At 71.8% G+C, this 16,151-nt stretch carries 19 protein-coding genes; 7 read left to right on the forward strand and 12 right to left on the reverse strand.

Going from position 1 to position 16,151, the window contains the following annotated elements; translation table 11 throughout:
• Positions 1-18: 18 nt before the first annotated feature.
• A complete protein-coding gene (locus tag ACTMTF_RS06545) occupies positions 19-726 on the reverse strand; it encodes a CBS domain-containing protein (protein ID WP_441109691.1) in 708 nt (235 codons plus the stop codon).
• Positions 727-867: 141 nt separating this feature from the next.
• Between ACTMTF_RS06545 and ACTMTF_RS06550 the strand changes: the two genes are divergently transcribed.
• Positions 868-2,556 (forward strand): sensor histidine kinase, encoded by a 1,689-nt coding sequence (locus tag ACTMTF_RS06550; RefSeq protein WP_441109692.1) that lies wholly within the window; start codon positions 868-870, stop codon positions 2,554-2,556.
• A gap of 2 nt (positions 2,557-2,558) precedes the next feature.
• On the opposite strand, the gene ACTMTF_RS06555 is transcribed toward ACTMTF_RS06550, so the two are convergent.
• Entirely contained in the window at positions 2,559-3,200 is a 642-nt protein-coding gene (locus ACTMTF_RS06555; RefSeq protein ID WP_396999241.1) for a response regulator, read from the reverse strand.
• 130 nt (positions 3,201-3,330) lie between these two features.
• Here ACTMTF_RS06555 and ACTMTF_RS06560 point away from each other — a divergent pair, with 130 nt between their 5' ends.
• Positions 3,331-4,152, forward strand: a complete 822-nt coding sequence (locus ACTMTF_RS06560) for a universal stress protein (RefSeq protein ID WP_441109693.1) — start codon at positions 3,331-3,333, stop codon at positions 4,150-4,152.
• Here ACTMTF_RS06560 and ACTMTF_RS06565 read toward each other — a convergent pair.
• Entirely contained in the window at positions 4,091-4,396 is a 306-nt protein-coding gene (locus ACTMTF_RS06565; RefSeq protein ID WP_441109694.1) for a DUF4342 domain-containing protein, read from the reverse strand. The genes ACTMTF_RS06560 and ACTMTF_RS06565 overlap by 62 nt on opposite strands.
• Before the next feature lie 259 nt (positions 4,397-4,655).
• Here ACTMTF_RS06565 and ACTMTF_RS06570 point away from each other — a divergent pair, with 259 nt between their 5' ends.
• Entirely contained in the window at positions 4,656-5,876 is a 1,221-nt protein-coding gene (locus ACTMTF_RS06570) for an MFS transporter (protein ID WP_441109695.1), read from the forward strand.
• Between the two features lie 33 nt (positions 5,877-5,909).
• Here the strand turns inward: ACTMTF_RS06570 and ACTMTF_RS06575 are convergent, their stop codons facing one another.
• From ACTMTF_RS06575 to ACTMTF_RS06585, 3 genes are all read right to left on the reverse strand, one after another.
• On the reverse strand, positions 5,910-7,262 hold the full coding sequence (locus ACTMTF_RS06575) for a sensor histidine kinase (RefSeq protein ID WP_441109696.1): 1,353 nt from the start codon (positions 7,260-7,262) through the stop codon (positions 5,910-5,912).
• A gap of 128 nt (positions 7,263-7,390) precedes the next feature.
• On the reverse strand, positions 7,391-7,954 hold the full coding sequence (locus ACTMTF_RS06580; RefSeq protein ID WP_441109697.1) for a TetR/AcrR family transcriptional regulator: 564 nt from the start codon (positions 7,952-7,954) through the stop codon (positions 7,391-7,393).
• Complete coding sequence (locus tag ACTMTF_RS06585; RefSeq protein WP_441109698.1) at positions 7,947-8,783, reverse strand: alpha/beta fold hydrolase; 837 nt, start codon at positions 8,781-8,783, stop codon at positions 7,947-7,949. Before ACTMTF_RS06585 ends, ACTMTF_RS06580 begins: the two co-directional genes overlap by 8 nt.
• Before the next feature lie 190 nt (positions 8,784-8,973).
• On the opposite strand from ACTMTF_RS06585, the gene ACTMTF_RS06590 reads away from it, so the two are divergent.
• The gene (locus tag ACTMTF_RS06590) at positions 8,974-9,486 is read left to right on the forward strand and encodes an RNA polymerase sigma factor (RefSeq protein WP_441109699.1); all 513 of its coding nucleotides are present in this window, start codon (positions 8,974-8,976) and stop codon (positions 9,484-9,486) included.
• The gene (locus ACTMTF_RS06595) at positions 9,483-10,352 is read left to right on the forward strand and encodes a hypothetical protein (RefSeq protein ID WP_441109700.1); all 870 of its coding nucleotides are present in this window, start codon (positions 9,483-9,485) and stop codon (positions 10,350-10,352) included. Before ACTMTF_RS06590 ends, ACTMTF_RS06595 begins: the two co-directional genes overlap by 4 nt.
• Positions 10,353-10,402: 50 nt before the next feature.
• Here the strand turns inward: ACTMTF_RS06595 and ACTMTF_RS06600 are convergent, their stop codons facing one another.
• Positions 10,403-10,549, reverse strand: a complete 147-nt coding sequence (locus tag ACTMTF_RS06600) for a hypothetical protein (RefSeq protein ID WP_441109701.1) — start codon at positions 10,547-10,549, stop codon at positions 10,403-10,405.
• A 59-nt stretch (positions 10,550-10,608) separates the two neighbouring features.
• A complete protein-coding gene (locus tag ACTMTF_RS06605) occupies positions 10,609-11,466 on the reverse strand; it encodes a polysaccharide deacetylase family protein (protein ID WP_441109702.1) in 858 nt (285 codons plus the stop codon).
• A gap of 81 nt (positions 11,467-11,547) precedes the next feature.
• On the opposite strand from ACTMTF_RS06605, the gene ACTMTF_RS06610 reads away from it, so the two are divergent.
• Positions 11,548-12,441: an SMP-30/gluconolactonase/LRE family protein gene (locus tag ACTMTF_RS06610; RefSeq protein WP_441109703.1), complete on the forward strand. Its 894-nt coding sequence runs from the start codon at positions 11,548-11,550 to the stop codon at positions 12,439-12,441.
• Positions 12,442-12,453: 12 nt separating this feature from the next.
• Here the strand turns inward: ACTMTF_RS06610 and ACTMTF_RS06615 are convergent, their stop codons facing one another.
• From ACTMTF_RS06615 to ACTMTF_RS06625, 3 genes are all read right to left on the reverse strand, one after another.
• On the reverse strand, positions 12,454-13,200 hold the full coding sequence (locus ACTMTF_RS06615; protein WP_441109704.1) for a hypothetical protein: 747 nt from the start codon (positions 13,198-13,200) through the stop codon (positions 12,454-12,456).
• Between the two features lie 111 nt (positions 13,201-13,311).
• Entirely contained in the window at positions 13,312-14,517 is a 1,206-nt protein-coding gene (locus ACTMTF_RS06620; RefSeq protein ID WP_441109705.1) for a cytochrome P450, read from the reverse strand.
• Positions 14,514-15,287 carry a MerR family transcriptional regulator gene (locus tag ACTMTF_RS06625; RefSeq protein WP_441109706.1) on the reverse strand — a complete coding sequence of 258 codons (774 nt, stop codon included), beginning with the start codon at positions 15,285-15,287 and terminating at the stop codon, positions 14,514-14,516. The genes ACTMTF_RS06620 and ACTMTF_RS06625 overlap by 4 nt, the downstream gene beginning before the upstream one ends.
• Positions 15,288-15,407: 120 nt before the next feature.
• Here ACTMTF_RS06625 and ACTMTF_RS06630 point away from each other — a divergent pair, with 120 nt between their 5' ends.
• Entirely contained in the window at positions 15,408-15,755 is a 348-nt protein-coding gene (locus ACTMTF_RS06630) for a DUF6968 family protein (RefSeq protein WP_396999209.1), read from the forward strand.
• 5 nt (positions 15,756-15,760) lie between these two features.
• On the opposite strand, the gene ACTMTF_RS06635 is transcribed toward ACTMTF_RS06630, so the two are convergent.
• Complete coding sequence (locus ACTMTF_RS06635) at positions 15,761-16,084, reverse strand: cupin domain-containing protein (protein WP_441109707.1); 324 nt, start codon at positions 16,082-16,084, stop codon at positions 15,761-15,763.
• Positions 16,085-16,151 lie beyond the last annotated feature (67 nt).

Below are 16,151 nucleotides of genomic sequence, written 5' to 3' on the forward strand. Positions count from 1 at the left end.
CCGTCCGGGTCTACGCGCCTACGCGCCGCCCCAGACGGGGATGTCGACCACGTCGTCGTGCTTCCAGGCGAGCTTGTCGCGCACGGCCACGACGCCGTCGACGTTGGCCGCCATGCGGGCGACGGCGATGGCCTCGGTGTGCCTGGTGACGACGCCCGACAGGATGACGACGCCGTCGGACACGCGGACGGTGACGGCGTCCGGAGGGCTCCACACGGCCGTGTCCGCCACGCTCTCCATCACCTGGCTCCTGATCTCCTCGTCGTCGCGGACGAACACCCTGATCAGGTCCAGCCGGCTGACGATGCCGACGAGCCTGCCGTCGGCGTCCACGACCGGCAGCCGCTTGACGCCACGGGAGTCCATCAGCCTGGCCGCCTGGACGACGCTCGCGTCGGGTGTGATGACGTGGGCCGGCGCGCTCATCAGCTGGCCCGCGGTCTCTCCCTTCGCCTTGTAGAAGCCGCTGCCCTCACCGCCGAAGGCGTGCCGCAGCCGGGCGCGCAACGGCGGCCGGTAGTCGTCGCCGTAGTAGCGCTCCTTGAACTCCTCCTTCGCCAGCAGGTCGGCCTCCGAGACGACCCCCTGGACCCGGTCGTCGTCGTCCACCACAGGGACGCCGCTGACGCCCCTGTCGATCAGCAACTCGGCCACGACGTGAAAGGAGGCGTCCTCGTGGACGGACGCCACGTCGGTGGTCATCACGTCTTGCACGGTCATGCTCATGACTGCTCCCGAAGTGCCTGCACCAATGATCCTTCTCTGCCGGTACTGCCCCCCGCGTCCCTCGACAGGGGCGCGTCCACCCCATGGGATGGTCACGATCACCATGGGGCGGCGGCATGGGCGGGTGCGAGACTTGTCCGTATGACGGAGAGCGAGCAGAGTCCGCTGATCCCCCAGATGCGGCTCGACGACCTGCTGGCCGAGCTGCAGGTCCGGCTGAACACCGTGCTGGCGACCCGGGATCGGGTGCACGCCCTGCTCGAGGCCGTGGTCTCGGTGGGCAGCGACCTCGACCTGGAGACCGTGCTGCGCCGCATCGTGGAGACCGCCACCAAGCTCGTGGACGCCAGCTACGGCGCGTTGGGCGTGGTCGGGCAGGAGAGCACGCTCGTACAGTTCATCCCGGTGGGGCTGAGCGAGGAGGAGATCGCCGGGATCGAGCACTGGCCGCACGGGCTCGGCCTGCTCGGCCTGCTGATCAAGGACGCGCGGCCGCTGCGCATGGGCCGCATCTCCGACCACCCCGAGTCCTACGGCTTCCCGCCCGGACACCCGCCGATGGGCACCTTCCTGGGCGTGCCCATCAGGGTGCGCGACGAGGTCTTCGGCAACCTCTATCTGACGGAGAAGCGCGGCGGTGGAGAGTTCGACGAGGAGGACGAGGCCATCGTCATCGCGCTGGCCACCGCGGCCGGGGTCGCGGTCGAGAACGCCCGCCTGTACGAGGAGACCCGCCGGCGCGAGAAGTGGCTGCAGGCCTCCGCCGAGATCACCACCAGCCTGCTGTCCGGCGCCGCACCGCACCAGGTGCTCACCATGATGGCCCGCCGCGCTCAGCAGATGACCGACGCCGACCTCGTACAGGTGCTGCTGCCGGAGGAGAGCGGCGGGGTGCTGGGCGTGGACTTCGCCGAGGGCGAGTGCGGCGACGAGACGACCGAGCTCACCTTCGACCTGCGGGCGACGGCGGCCGGGCGGGTGTTCACCAGCGGCCGGGCCGCCTCGGCGGACGAGCTGCACGACGGTGACTGCCCGCTGCGGGACCTCGGCTACGGCCCCGAGCTGCTCATCCCGCTCGGCTCCGGCGCCACCGTACGCGGCGTGCTGGCCCTGGCCAAGCGGTCCGGCCGGCTGCCCTTCAGCGGCGGCGACCTGCGCATGCTGGAGGCGTTCGCCGGTCAGGCGGCCATCGCGCTGGAGCTGGCCGAGACCCGCCGCGACGCCGAACGGCTCGGCCTGCTCGAAGACCGCGACCGCATCGCCAAGGACCTGCACGACGTGGTCATCCAGCGCCTGTTCGCCATCGCCATGACCCTCATGAGCGCGGTGCGGCTGGTGGACCGGCCGGAGGCGTCCAACCGGCTGCAGCACGCCATCAACGAGCTCGACGAGACCATCCGGCAGATCCGCTCGACCATCTTCGCCCTGCAGAGCCCCTCGGGACCGGCCGGGCCCGGTCTGCGCTCCCAGATCGTCGACCTGGTCGAGTCCGCCCGCGGCCACCTGGGTTTCATGCCCGGCCTGCGGATGGAGGGCCAGCTGGACAACCGGGTGCCCGACGAGATCGCCGAGCACCTGCTGGCCGTCCTGCGCGAGGCGCTGTCCAACGTGGTGCGCCACGCCAAGGCGGCCAAGGCGGACGTGGCGGTGGAGGTGTCGCGCGACGAGCTCGCGCTGACCGTCCGGGACGACGGCGTGGGGCTGCCCCGCGAAGGCAGGCGCAGCGGGCTGCTCAACCTGGAGAAGCGGGCGACCGGGCTGGGCGGCTCCTTCGACGTCACCTCTGCCGAGGCGGGAGGCACCGTGCTCAGCTGGGTCGTCCCGCTCTGACCTCAGTCGTTCCGGTCCGCGCGCAGCCGCGCCGACAGGGCCGCCGCCTGGGTACGGCGCTGCATGTTCAGCTTGGACAGCAGGTTGGACACGTAGTTCTTGACCGTCTTCTCGGCCAGGAACATCCGCTCGCCGATCTGCCGGTTCGTCAGCCCCTCGCCGATCAGGTCGAGGATGTTGCGCTCCTGGTCCGACAGCGCGGCCAGCGGGTCCTGCCTGGCCGCCCGGTCCCGCAGCCGCTGCAGCATCGAGGCGGTGGTCTGCGGGTCGAGCAGCGACTGGCCGGAGGCCACCGTGCGGACCGCGCCGACCAGGTCCGAGCCGTGGATCTGCTTGAGCACGTAGCCGGCCGCGCCGGCCATCACCGCGTTGAACAGCGCCTCGTCGTCGGCGTAGGAGGTGAGCATCAGGCAGGCCAGGCCCGGCACCTTGGAGCGCGCCTCGCGGCACACGTCCACCCCGTTGCCGTCGGGCAGCCGCACGTCGAGCACCGCCACGTCCGGTCTGAGCGCGGGGATGCGAGCGGTCGCGGACTCCGCGGTGCCCGCCTCGCCGACGACCTCTATGTCGTCCTCCGAGTCCAGCAGGGCGGCGACGCCACGGCGGACCACCTCGTGATCGTCGACGAGGAACACGCGAATCATGTTCCCGACCGTAGTCACCGGGGTCACGCCGGGGGAAGAGACCAAAGTCCTTTCGGCCGGGGCCGTCCGGCTGATGAGGCCGGATCTCCGGGGCATAGGCTTTCGAACACCGAGGAAAGAGGGCAGGCGCATGATCGTGGTGGGAGTCGACGGATCACGGGCGGGTCTGGAGGCCGTGGCATGGGCCGCCAGGGAGGCGGCGCTGCGCGAGGTGCCCCTAAGGATCGTGCACGTCATCACCGAGTGGGCGGCCCACACCGAGACCGGCCGCTACGCCGAGGTGGCCAGGTGGATGCGGCAGGGCGGCCAGTCCGTGCTGGCGACGGCCGAGGACCGCGCCCGCGCCGAGCGACCCCGGCTCACCGTGGAGACGGCCCTGCTGCCCGGCGACCCGCGCGCCGCCCTGATCGGCGCGAGCGAGGGCGCCGATCTGCTGGTCCTCGGCAGCCACGGGCTCGGCGGCGTGCGCGGCATGCTGGTCGGCTCCGTCGCCCACGGCGTGGCCGGGCGCGCGGCCTGCGACGTGGTGCTGGTGAGAGAGCTGCCGTCGCTGCCGCGCGGCGAGATCGTGGCGGGCGTCGACGGGTCGCCCGCCTCACAGGGCGTGCTGGACTTCGCCTTCGCCGAGGCGGAGCTGCGCGGCACCCGCGTGCGGGTGGTGTACGCCTGGACCTGGCCGGGACCGGAGCCCGTCGACGAGGGCGACGAGCGGCTGGTGGTGCGGGAGGCCCTCGCCGGGCGCCGCGAACGCCACCCCGGCGTGGACGTGGTCGAGGAGATCGTGCAGGGGCACCCCGCGGAAGCGCTGAGACAGGCCGCGACGGGCGCGGACCTGCTGGTGGTCGGGTCTCGCGGGCGCGGCGCGTTCGCCGGTCTGGTGCTCGGCTCGGTCAGCCAGGCCCTGCTCCAGCGCTCGCCGTGCCCGCTGGCGGTGATCCGGGCTCGCCGATGACGTCGTCGGTCCTGTCGATCTGGATGGTCCACTCCGCCGCCAGCGCCGCCAGCGCGCTGACGGCGGTGATGACCGGCGCGAGGATGAACGCGCCCACGCCGACGGTGACCGGCACCTCCATCACGGTGTGCCCGCGGGAGTCCTTGACGATGATCCGGCGGACGTTCCCCTCATGGATCAGCTTCTTCACCCTCTCGGCCAGCTCCGGGCCGCGTACCTTGGTCTCTTCCCTGGTGACGGTCATGTCCGGCGTTCCTCTCATCGGGCTACCTCTGGTTGAGGCTTCCCTCCGACCGGGGCCGTGATCGTGATCAGCCGCCTCCGGGTCGTGAAGAACTCGCCCGGATCCCACAGCGGCAGGTAGATCCGCCCCCGGAAACCCAGATGCGGCCCGCGAACGCACGCTGCTAATCTGCGCGCCATGCGCACCGCTCCGATCGAATAGCGCCCGGCACGAGGCATCCCGATCCTTGTGTCCGCATTCGCTGACGGAGCGTCACCGCATGATTCCCCTTCGACGGGACAGAAACTTCAACCTGCTTCTTTCCGGCCGCGTCATCTCCTACGCCGGCGACCAGATCCAGGACTTCGCCTTCCTGCTGCTCGTGCTGGCGATGACCGGCTCGTCCGGGCAGAGCGGCTTCGTCCTCGGCCTCAACACCGTCTCCTACCTGCTGTTCGGCCTGGTCGCGGGCGTGCTCGCGGACCGCTGGGACCGCAGGCGCACCATGATCTGGTGCGAGCTCGGCCGCGCCGCCCTCGCCGGCAGCGTCGCCGTCGCGCTGTGGCTGGACGGGCTCACGCTGCCCCACCTGTACGCGGTCGCCGCCCTGGCCGGCGTGCTGACCACCCTCTTCGAAGCGGCCGGCGCCGCGGCCCTGCCGAGCATCGTCGGCCCTGACCGGCTCTCCCGCGCTCTCGGCGTCACCCAGGGCGTGCTCAACACGCTGCGCGTGGGCGGCGCCTCGATCGCCGCCCTCGTCCACGGACTCGGCCGGACGGTGCCGTTCGTGGTGAACGCCGTCTCGTTCGTCGCCTCCGCGGCGACCATCCGCCTGATGCGCGCGCCGTTCCAGGGGGAGCGGCATGCCGCCGCGCCCGCAGGCCGCGTCACCGCCGAGATCCGCGAAGGCCTCGGCTGGCTGTGGCGGCAGCCGGTGATCCGCCTGTTCGCCCTCGTCCAGACCGGCGACAACCTCAGGTACGGCGCCGGATATCTGGTCATCGTCACCCTCGCCCAGGGGGTCGGGGCGAGCCCGGCACAGATCGGGCTGATCTTCAGCGGCGCGGCGGTGGGTGCCCTGGCCGGATCGCTCCTCGCCGACCGGGTCGCGCGCCGCTTCCCTCTGGGCGGGATCGCGGTGACCATGCTGTGGGTGGAGGCCCTGGTGTTCCCCCTGTACGCCGCCGCCCCCGGCCCGCTGCTGCTCGGCCTGGTCGCCGCCGCCGAATCCGTGATCGCGCCGATCTGCTCGGTGGCCATCGGCACCCACCGGCTCACCGTCACCCCCGAGCCGCTGCGTGGCCGTACCTCGGCCGCCGTGCAGACCCTCACCATGGGCGCGCTGTCGATCGGCACCATGCTGGGCGGGGCCGTGATCGCCGCCATCGGGCCGCAGGCCACGACGCTCGCGCTGGGCGGCTGGCTGGCCCTGCTGGCCCTCTTCGCCACCGCGAACCGCGACGTCCGCACCGCCGCCCTCACCCCCGCCGAGCGTCCCTGAAGGCCGGGACGGCGCTGTCCCGCCGAGCGGCGCTCAGCGGGAGGGGGCCAGGGGGATGCGGAGGACGAGGCGCGCGCCGCGTTCCGAGTCTTCGACGGTCAGGTCGCCGCCGTGCCGGTGGGCGGTTTCTCTGGCGATCGCCAGCCCCAGTCCCGTGCCGCCCTGGTCCTTGTTGCGGGCCGCGTCCAGCCGGGCGAAGCGCTGGAACACGATCTCCCGCTGGTCGGGAGGGATGCCGAGGCCGTCGTCGGCCACTTCGAGCACCGCCACGTCGCCCTCACGCCGGGTCGAGATCGTCACGGTGGAGGCGGCGTGGCGGGCGGCGTTGTCCATGAGGTTGGTGAGCAGCCGGGCGAGCTCCAGCCTGTCCCCGCACACGAGCACGCCCGGCTGGAGGTCGGTGTGCACGCCTTTCATGGGAGCGCGGCGCCGCAGCTCGGACCTGACCAGCTCGCTCAGGTCCAGGCGGTCGTCCGCGCGCTCGGCCCCGGACTCCAGGCGAGCGAGCGTGAGCAGGTCGCCGACGATCGCCTCCAGCCGGTCGATGCTGGTCAGCAGCGCCTGCGCGGTCGAGGACCAGTGCGCCTGATCCGGGTGCATCAGGGACTCCTCCAGCTGCGTGCGGATGGCGGTGATGGGGCTGCGCAGATCGTGCGAGGCGTCGGAGGCGAACCGCCGCTGCTGCTCGACCGCCGCCTCCAGCCGGTCGAGGGTCCGGTTCGCGGTGTCGGCCAGCGTCCAGATCTCGTCCCGGTGCTCGGGCACGGGCACGCGGCGGCCCAGATCGGTCGAGGTGATCTCGGCCAGCTCCGCGCTGATGGCGTCCACGGGGTCCAGGGTCCTGCTGACCGTACGGTAGGCGCCGATCGCCGTGGCGCCGATCAGCAGCACGGACCCGACGAGGACCGCCGCCAGCAGCGAGTGATCGACGTACCACGGGACGACGGGATCGGCGCCGTAGACCAGCCACTCGCCCCCGGGCCGGTCGATCTTCATGGCCACGACCGTCAGGCAAGTGCGCGGAAAGTCCGGCAGGTCGCAGATGACGTGGTCCGCTCGTACGCTCTGTCCGGGCGGGGAGAAGGAGGCCACCCGGGGTCTGCCGCGCATCCGCGCGTTCGCCGCCACGATCCGGCCGTCCGGGGCGACCACCTGGATGACGGCGATCCTGTGGTCGGGGAGCACGGAAGGGGCCGGGTTCCGCAGGATCTGGCGGATCACGTGCACGTCCGCGAGGAGAATCCGATTCGCCTGGTCACCGGTGGCATGGTCGTGGACGCTCACCAGGATGACCCCGGACAGCGTCGTGCACAGCAACGCCATGACGACACTGGACAGCAGCGTCATCCGAGCCCGCACGGACAGGTCGCGCCGCAAGCTCACCATGCCTCTCCGCCCACCTGATCACGTTAGGTGCGCGCCGGGCGAGCCTGCGGCGATGGCGAGGTAAGACACCACCAACTGTGAACCAAGACCATGCGAGCGCCCCGCCTGGCACGGCTCGGGCGAAGCCGTCAACCGGCCGGCCGGGGGGAGCGGAGGCCGGAGATGACCATGTGGATCAGCAGGTCGTAGCTCTCGTCGAGCTCCTCACGCCGCTGGAAGGCGCCCGCCGCCTCCAGGACCCCGAACCCGTGGACGGCCGCGCGCAGGCAGCGCGCCGCGTGGATCGCCTGCGCCCCTTCCAGGTCGTACGCGCGCAACGCGGCGAGCATGACGTTCACCAGCCGCTCACCCGCCGCGGCCGTGGCCGGCTCCGGAGACTGGAGCATCGCCGAGTAGCGGTGCGGGTGCTGGGTGACGTACGAGCGCCAGGCGCGCATGAGGGCGCGGAGCGCGTCGTCGCCCGAACGGCCGAGCACGGCCTCGCTCGCCAGGCTCTCGATCTCCTCCATGATCCGTCCGGACACCAGGGCGCGCAGCTCGGCGAGGCTGCGTACGTGCTTGTAGAGCGACGGCGGCGCGACCGCCGCGCGCCCGGCGACTGCGGACAGGGTCAGCGCGCCGGCCCCCTCCTCGTCGACGATCCGCAGCGCGTGATCGACGACCGCCGCGGGAGACAGCATCGCTCTAGCCAAGGCTCCGCTCCTTGAGGAACTGCAGCATCGCGGTGGCGACGTCGCCGGGGAACTGCGCGTGCGGGTAGTGGCCGGCGCCTTCGATCAGCACGACCCTGCCGAGCCCGGCCGGCATGCCCGCGACGACGCCGTCCGCCTCGGCCCGGGGGTCGTTCCAGTCGGGGTCCAGGGTGCCCATGAGGACCAGGGCAGGGCAGGAGACGCGGCCGAGCAGGGCGCCCGCGTCGGTGGGGGCGGACATGCCCATCTTGGTGACCACGGCCATCCGGCCGGGCCCGCGCAGCTCGCCCTCCAGCGTGCTGAGGTAGTCGGCGAAGTCGGCCGGCTTGGCCCCCGGATAGGCGTGGGACAGGTAGCTCTTCCACAACCCGACGCTGCGGAACAGGGCGGTGCCCATGAGCCGCAGCATGCCCTTGCGGTAGCGGGGGTTGCGCAGCAGGCCGCCGAGATCGGTTCGCTGCGCCCGGGTGAACGGGCCGATCTCCACGACGGCGCTGACCAGCTCGGGCTCCCGCGCCGCCGCGATGGTGGCGGAGCCGCCCGCGAACGAGTGGCCCACGACCACGGCCGGACCTCCCAGCAGGCGGATCAGCGCCAGGATGTCGCCGGCCGTGTCGGTGCGGGTGTAGGAGGGCCAGCCGATGGTGGAGTCGCCGTGACCGCGCAGGTCCAGGTTCGCCACCCGGTATCCGGCCGTCACCAGCCGGGGGATCAGGAAGCGGTAGGCCCGCCTGCTGTCGCCCATGCCATGGACCAGCACGACGAGCGGCCCGTCACCGGTCACCTCGTAGCCGAGCCGCCCACCGTCGACCTCAAGAAACGCCGTCATGTCCGCCTCCGGGAATGATTGATAGCCATAAAGCTAATGCTATTAGCCTCAGGAGTCAAACGCCGGACCCGCGGCTGGGCGTTCGTCGCAATCGGGCAGTCTTGATCGAGGGTCTCGCGGCGGTCTGCAACACATCGGCGGAAGCCGGACACTGACCACAGTGTCCGGCACCTGCCCCCTAGGAGATCCTGTGACACAGCGAGATCGCTTCGAAGCGATCTATGACGCCTACTACCCGGCGATACATCAGTACGCCGCCCGCCGTACCAGCTCGCCCGACGACACCGCGGACGTCATCTCCGAGGCGTTCCTCATCGTCTGGCGTCGCATCGGCGAGGTCCCGGAGGGGGAGCGGGCACTGCTCTGGCTTTACGGTGTGGCCCGCCGGGTCCTGGCGAACCAGCGGCGCGGCGCCTTACGCAAGGGGGTGCTCGCCGACCGCCTGCGCGCCGAGCTGGTCGCTGACCGGCCGGTCGAGCCCGTCGATCTGGAGTACGTACGGATCGCCTTTGACGAGCTGCCCGAACGCGACCGCGAGGTCCTGGCGCTGGCCTGCTGGGAAGGGCTCACGGGCGAGCAGATCGCCAAGGTCGTGGGATGCACGACCCTCGCCGCCCGCACCCGCCTGCACCGGGCGCGCAGACGGCTCGCAGCGGCGCTGGACGAGCAGCAGTCCCCGACGATCGTGATGAGGCAGCCGTGAACGACATCGACAACCTGGTCAAGGCCATCGACCGCGCACCGCACGCACCGGATCAGGGACCGGGCGTGCGAGAACTACGCGCGCAGATCATGGCCACCCCGCCGACCCGGCGCCGCCTCCTGCCTCGGACGCCGGTACGTGCCCGCCTGGCCATGGCGCTGGCCGGCACCGCCGTGCTGACCGTCGTGGCCCTGCTCGCCCCCACCCTGCTGACCGGACGGGACGGCCCCGCCACCGCCTACGCCAACGCCGCCATCGACATCCGGCTGGCGAACGGGGAGTACATCGCCACGATCAAGGACCCGTTCGCCGACCACGCCCAGTACTCCGAGGCTTTCCAGGCGCTCGGCCTCGACATCCGGCTGGAACTGCTGCCGGCCTCGCCGACCAGGGTGGGCGAGATCGTGCGGATGGGGTTCGCCGGCACGACCGGTAAGGACCGGCTCGGCGGCGGTCTCGAGCCCGAGGACTGCACGCCCGGCCACGAGGGCTGCCTTCTCAAGGTCACGGTGTCCGCCGGCTTCAGCGGCAGGGGCACCGTCTACCTGGGGCGGCCGGCCAAGCCGGGAGAGCGCTACCAGGCTCACCAGCGGGCCGACACCGCAGGCGAGATGCTCGACGGTTACGCCCCCAACGAGCGGACCGTGGCCGAGGTCGTGGCCGAAGCCCGCAAGAGAGGACTGCGGGTGTCCTTCCAGATCATCGAGCCGAGCCCGGGTGGCGGCTTCTCCATGAACCCCGGCGAGCAGTCGGCCGCGGTCGGCGACCACTGGATCGTCTGGGCCGCGGAGCCCGAGCAGGTAGGCACGGTGAGGCTGCTCGTGTCAGAGAAGCGGGTCGCCAGGAACCCTGTCTACGGCGACTGAGAGCAGCCCGGCGAGGAGGAGAACGGGTGAGACGCGCGGCTCTGTTCGCGTCAGGCCTGGGGGAGCCGGAGCAGCATGGCGGGGTCCGGCGTGTGGCTGAAGCCCAGCGAGCGGTAGAGCGGCTCACCCTCCCTGGACGCGCGCAGGAAAACCGCCATGATGCCCCGCTCCCGGTACCAGCCGAGCAGGGCCGTCACGCACCGCCCGCAGCCGGACCAGCTCGTCGGCGTCCGCCGCCGTCGCCCTGCGCGCCTCCTCACCCATCGGCGGGACGGCCCGTCAACCAAGCCCGTTGTACGGTCCCGTACCCGATCACCGTGATCTCCTCCTGCCGCAGCAGCTCGCGGGCCTCGGGGGAGGTCAGGAACTCGAAGTCGGTACGGCGCACCCGCCAGCCGTCCGGATCCACCGCCTGGGACTCCGCGTCGCCCAGGCCGGGATGGACCGCCCATTCGCTGAGCCCCGGCGGCAGGTCACGCAGCATCCGGGCGTACCGGGCCTGCTTGCCGTCGAGGTCGAGGGAGAAGCTGTCCAGGAAGGGGTGGTCGATGGCCGGCAGGCCGCGCCGCCGCGTCTTGCCGCGTCCGGGCTCCAGCCAGACCCGCGCCGCCAGGGCGTACTCCCCGGCCAGCGCCACGGTCAAGTCGAAGATCTCCTCCCGGCCGCCGTCGGCCAGGCAGTGCCAGTCCAGATGGGTCGGCGACAGCCCGGCGGCGAGCACGGCCTCGATCTGGGCCCGGAACTCCACCTCGACCTCGTCGAGCCGGGCCTGGGCGAGCAGGCCGCCGATCTCCGCGAACAGTTCGCCGTTCGGGGCGAGCAGCGAGGGCACCTTCTCCTTGGCGGTCAGCGGCCCCCACCGGTGGCCGGGCATCTCACAGGTCAGCGTGAGATGGATGCCGGACGGGATCTCCGGCCGCTGCCGGAGCAGCCGCATGGCGTCGGCCGCTCCCGGGCAGGGAGGCATGAGACTGCACGAGACGGCGATCCCCTCCTCGATCGAGGCGACGACCGCGGCGTTGATCGCCTGGTGCATCCCGAAGTCGTCGCAGTTGAGAATGAGCACGCGGGCTTCTGGGGCACAACCAAGCAACTCGTTCGAAGTGAGGTCCATGAGCACAGCATGGGGTGTCGATCCGGCCGCAGGCCATTCGTTTAAGGAGGAGGGACCGCCGCCCAGCGAAGGAGCACACCCATGACCGTCCTGCTGAACGACCTGATGATCGGCGAGTCGCCGCGCTGGCACGACGACCGGCTCTGGTTCTGTCACTGGGGAGCGCACGAGATCATCGCCGTCGGCCTCGACGGCGACAGCGAGGTCGTCGTCCGCGACCCGGAGATCAGCCCGCACTCCATCGACTGGCTGCCCGACGGCCGCCTGCTGATCGTGCCGAAGAACGCCGAGCCCAAGGGCCGTCTCCTGCGCCAGGAGCCCGACGGGTCACTGGTCGGCCACGCCGATCTGAGCGGCCTGCCCAGCGGGTTCAACGAGATCGTCGTCGACGGCCGCGGCAACGTCTACGTCAACGGCGCCGACTTCGACTTCCTGGCCTTCCTCGAACGCCTCCAGAGCGAGGGCCCCGACGCCATGAACGTCCCGCTGCGGGACAGGCCCGACTTCGTCCCCGGATACATCGCACTGATCACCCCCGACGGCACGGCCCGCCAGGTGGCCGACGGCATCGAGTTCCCCAACGGGATGGTGGTGACGCCCGACAACGGCACGCTGATCATCTCGGAGTCGTTCGCCGGCCGGCTCACCGCGTTCGACATCGCCGCCGACGGCAGCCTGTCGAACCGCCGCGTCTGGGCCAACGGCCTCGGTCCCGACGGCATCTGCCTCGACGCCGACGGCGCCATCTGGACCTCGATCGGTGAGACCGACTGCGTACGGGTCCGCGAAGGCGGCGAGGTGCTGCAGCGGATCGAGCTCGACCGCAGCCCGTTCGCCTGCATGCTCGGCGGCCCGGACCGCCGGACGCTGTTCATCATGGCCGCCCGGTGGAATCCGGCGGACCCGTTCGGCGGGCCCAGGACCGGCCAGGTGCTCGCCGTCCCCGCGCCCGTGCCGGGCGTCGGCCGGCCCTGACACGCCGTACGTTCAGGCCGACGGGGTGATCGGCCCGTGCAGCCGGATCCCCTCGGCGGCCAGCCGCTCGTCGTACGCCCCCGCCAGGTCGCGCAGCGCCTGCCCGGCGTCGCCCTGGTAGGCGGGGCCGTGCATGAGGCAGAGCGTCTCCGGCTCCAGCACGGCCAGTGCGCGGATGGCGGGGCCGGTCCCCGGAGTGAGACAGGTCGCGCCGTAGGCGTCCTCGGCGGTCAGGGCCGGGCCGACGATCTCCTTGTCGGTGAGTGCCGGAGCCTCGCCCATCGCGGTGAACAGGTCGCCGCAGAGCAGCGTCCCCGTCGTCTCCTCGAAGAACAGGCCCGCGTCCCAGCCGTGCGGCACGTGCGGCGTCTCGATCCGCCGCACCCGCCGCCGGCCCAGCTCCAGAAGCTCGCCGTCGGCCAGCGGCCGGGGCGGCCGGTCCGCCAGGTCGTTGACGTTCACCAGGCAGCCCACCACCCCGTGCGCCACCTGTGAGTGAGGCGCGGCGGCGAGCCAGGCGTTCATGGACCCGCACTCGTCGGCCTCCACATGCCCGAAAGTGATCCAGCGCAGCCGCTCGACCGGCATCACCCGCCCCAGCGCCGCAGACACCGACGGGAACAGCGCCCGCAGGCCGGTGTGGAACAGCAGGGGCTCCTCGGCGTCGATCAGATACTGGTTGAACATGATCCCGGCATCCGGGACGAAGGTCGACAAGCGGTAGATGTCCGGTGCGACCTCGGTGACGGTGGTGTCCATCCGGCTCCTCCCCCCGGAGTGCTTCCCCCGCCCACCATCGTGCCACGGAGCGGGAACGTACGCTGATCTGCGCATTCATCGCGCGCTGCCGGCGAGCAGGAACCCGGTCATCTACGCTGGCCGGGTTCCTGCTGGCCGGCTCGGCGACCAGGTGACGTGCACGGCCGTGGGTCCGATGTCGACCCCGTTGCGGATCCACTCGATCCGGTCGACGGCCTCCTGGAGTTCGAGGCCGGGCAGCCGCCGGGCCAGGGCGCCCAGCGCGGCGGCCACCTCGACGCGGGCCAGGGACGCGCCCAGGCAGTAGTGCAGTCCGTGCCCGAACACCAGGGACGGGCTGGACCCCCGCTCCGGCGCGAACCGGTCGGGGTCGGCGAAGTGCGCGGGGTCGCGGTGGGCGGCTTCGAGCCGGACCAGCACCATGTCACCGGCGCTGATCGCGACACCGGCCAGGTCGAGGTCTTCCTGGGCGTAGCGGGGGAAGGGCTCGCCGGTCAGCCCGGCCTGCATGCGCAGCACCTCCGCCACGATCGCGTCGGTCCGCTCGGGGGCCGAGGTCGCCAGGGCGGCGAGCCGCCCTTCGGTCGCGAGCCGGATCGTACCGGTCGAGATGGCGTTGCAGACCGACAGGTAGCCCGCCGAGACGATGGTGGTGGTCATCGCGACGAGCTCGGTGTCGCTGAGCCGCCCATCGCCGGTGTCGCGTACCGCGATCAAGGCGCTGAGCAGGTCGTCCCCGGGTTGCTCCCGCTTGGCGGTCACCATCGCGGCGGCGAAGTCGCCGAGTGCCTCCCACGCCTGCACGGCCGCGGCCATGTCCTCTTCCGAGCCGAAGACGAAGTCGGCGCCGCTCGCCGCGTCGACGAGGTCACGGAAGTGCTCGCGCGCGCCGGCCGCCACGCCGAGCAGCTCGCCGATCATGGTGATCGCCAGGGGCGCCGCGAGTCCGGTGACGAGGTCGGCGGGCGGGCCGGTGCGGGCGATCGCCGAGACGAGCTCGGCGGCCAGTTCCTCGGCACGCGGGCGCAGCGCGGCCAGCCGCCGGGGGCTGAAGGCCGTCGACACCAGCCGGCGGAGCCGGGCATGAGCCTCGCCGTCCTGGAACAGGGTGTCGTTGCCGGGAGACCCGGCGCAGGGCGGCGCCAGCCCGAACCGGCGGTCGGCCAGCACCGTCGCGACGGTGTCGTAGGAGGTGGCCAGCCAGGCAGGACGCCCGTCAGGGGCGAGAACGGCGGACACGGACGCCGCTTCGCGCAGCGGCGCGTAGCCCGGCGGTGGTTCCATGGGGTGGGGCCTGTCGAACGGCAATGTCGTCATGGCGTGGACACCTTTCGGTCAGTGAGGAGCCGGACCACCTGGCGGATGACCTCCGCCTGGGCCGGGGCGAGCTCATGGAGGAAGGGTTCGACCGACTCGGCGCTCCAGTCCGGCGGGCCGGGCGTCGGATCGGTCAGCAGGTGCTCGGTGGTGTAGGCGGCGAGCGCCGAGGCCAGGGGCTCGATCCGGACGTCGTCCGGCACGGCCCCGGCCAGCTCGTCCAGCCGCCGGTAGAAGTCGTGGCCCAGGGCTGTCATGGCGGGATCGGCGGCCAGCGTCGCGAACCTCGCGGAGGAGCGTTCGCGGTCGGGTGCGGGCGTCATGCTGTCCAGCAGCACCAGCACGTCACGATCCCACGCCGCCGCCTTCGACGACGGGACGTCGACCTTGCGCAGGAACGCCACCAGCTCGGACGAGGCGGTGTCGTCAGGCCCGAGCGCCCCCGACTCCGCCTGCCTGAGAAGCTCGGCGAGACGCGACCGCCTGGCCCGGATCTCCCGCTCCTGCCGGGCCAGATCAGCGTCGATCCCGGCCAGGATCTCGGGCAGCTCCTTGCCCCGATCGTCCGCGACGAGGTCACCGGCCTCCTCCAGGCTCAGCCCGAGCTCGACCAGGCGGCGGACCCGTGCCAGGGCGATCGCGTCCCGTATGCCGTACTCGCGATAGCCGTTGGCGCGGCGGGACGGTTCCGGCAGGACACCCTGATGGTGGTAATGGCGCACGGTCCGGGTGGACACCCTGAGCAGCGCGGCGAGTTCTCCGATCCGCATGTCTCCCAGTCAAGACGTTGACGTCGCGTCAAGGTCAATGCCGGTCCGCCTCGTGTGGGGATCTGTCGCCGGATCTGGCTATCGTGTTCGGAACCGCGTCAGAAGCCGAGTGGGGGACGAATGCCGAAGACCTACGAGCTGGGCGAGGTCGTCGCCGAGCGCCAGGTGGAGGCCGTCGCCGAGGACGGCACCCGCGCGCCGGTGGTGCTGAGGATCGGCAAGCCGCTGCCCGATCCCCTGCCGGGCGGGGACTGGTTCTGCCCCCACCAGATCCTGGGCCTGGGCGACGAGGCCGTGCTGGCGTTCTTCGGCATCGACTCCCTGCAGGCGTTCCTGCTGTCGGTGTACGGCATGCGGCTGAGCCTCCAGGAGCGCGCCGAGGCGGCCGCCGTCACGCTGGACTGGCTGGGGCAGCCCGACCTGGGCCTGAAGGTCGACCCGGAGGTGCACAAGCTCTTCGGCGCCTGACCGTCCTACCGGGGCAGGATGCTGATGCCGAGCATGCGCGCCCCGGTCTCGGTGCGCGGGCGGTGGGCGCTGCCCGGCGCGAACACCACATAGCTGCCCGGCCCGAGCCGCCGCCCCCTGTCGAGGAACTCTCCCGACACGACGTAATAACGCTCCTCTCCTTCGTGTACGTCCACTTCGGGCCATTCGGCGCCGGGCGCGAAGTCGTACATCCAGCCGCGGGCCCATGCGGTGGCCGGCAGCCGCCGACGGACGATCCCGGGGACCACCTCGACCGCTTCGACCTCGTCCACCTGGGTGACCTGGATGTCATCGGGTTCGTGTGTCATGCCCTCATCGTGGCCGGTGGGCGGCACCCGGCCCAGCGTCTGGATTGACGCGTTCAGGTACATTCCT

It is taken from the genome of Nonomuraea sp. ZG12 (assembly GCF_052068115.1).
Taxonomy (GTDB): Bacteria; Actinomycetota; Actinomycetes; order Streptosporangiales; family Streptosporangiaceae; genus Nonomuraea.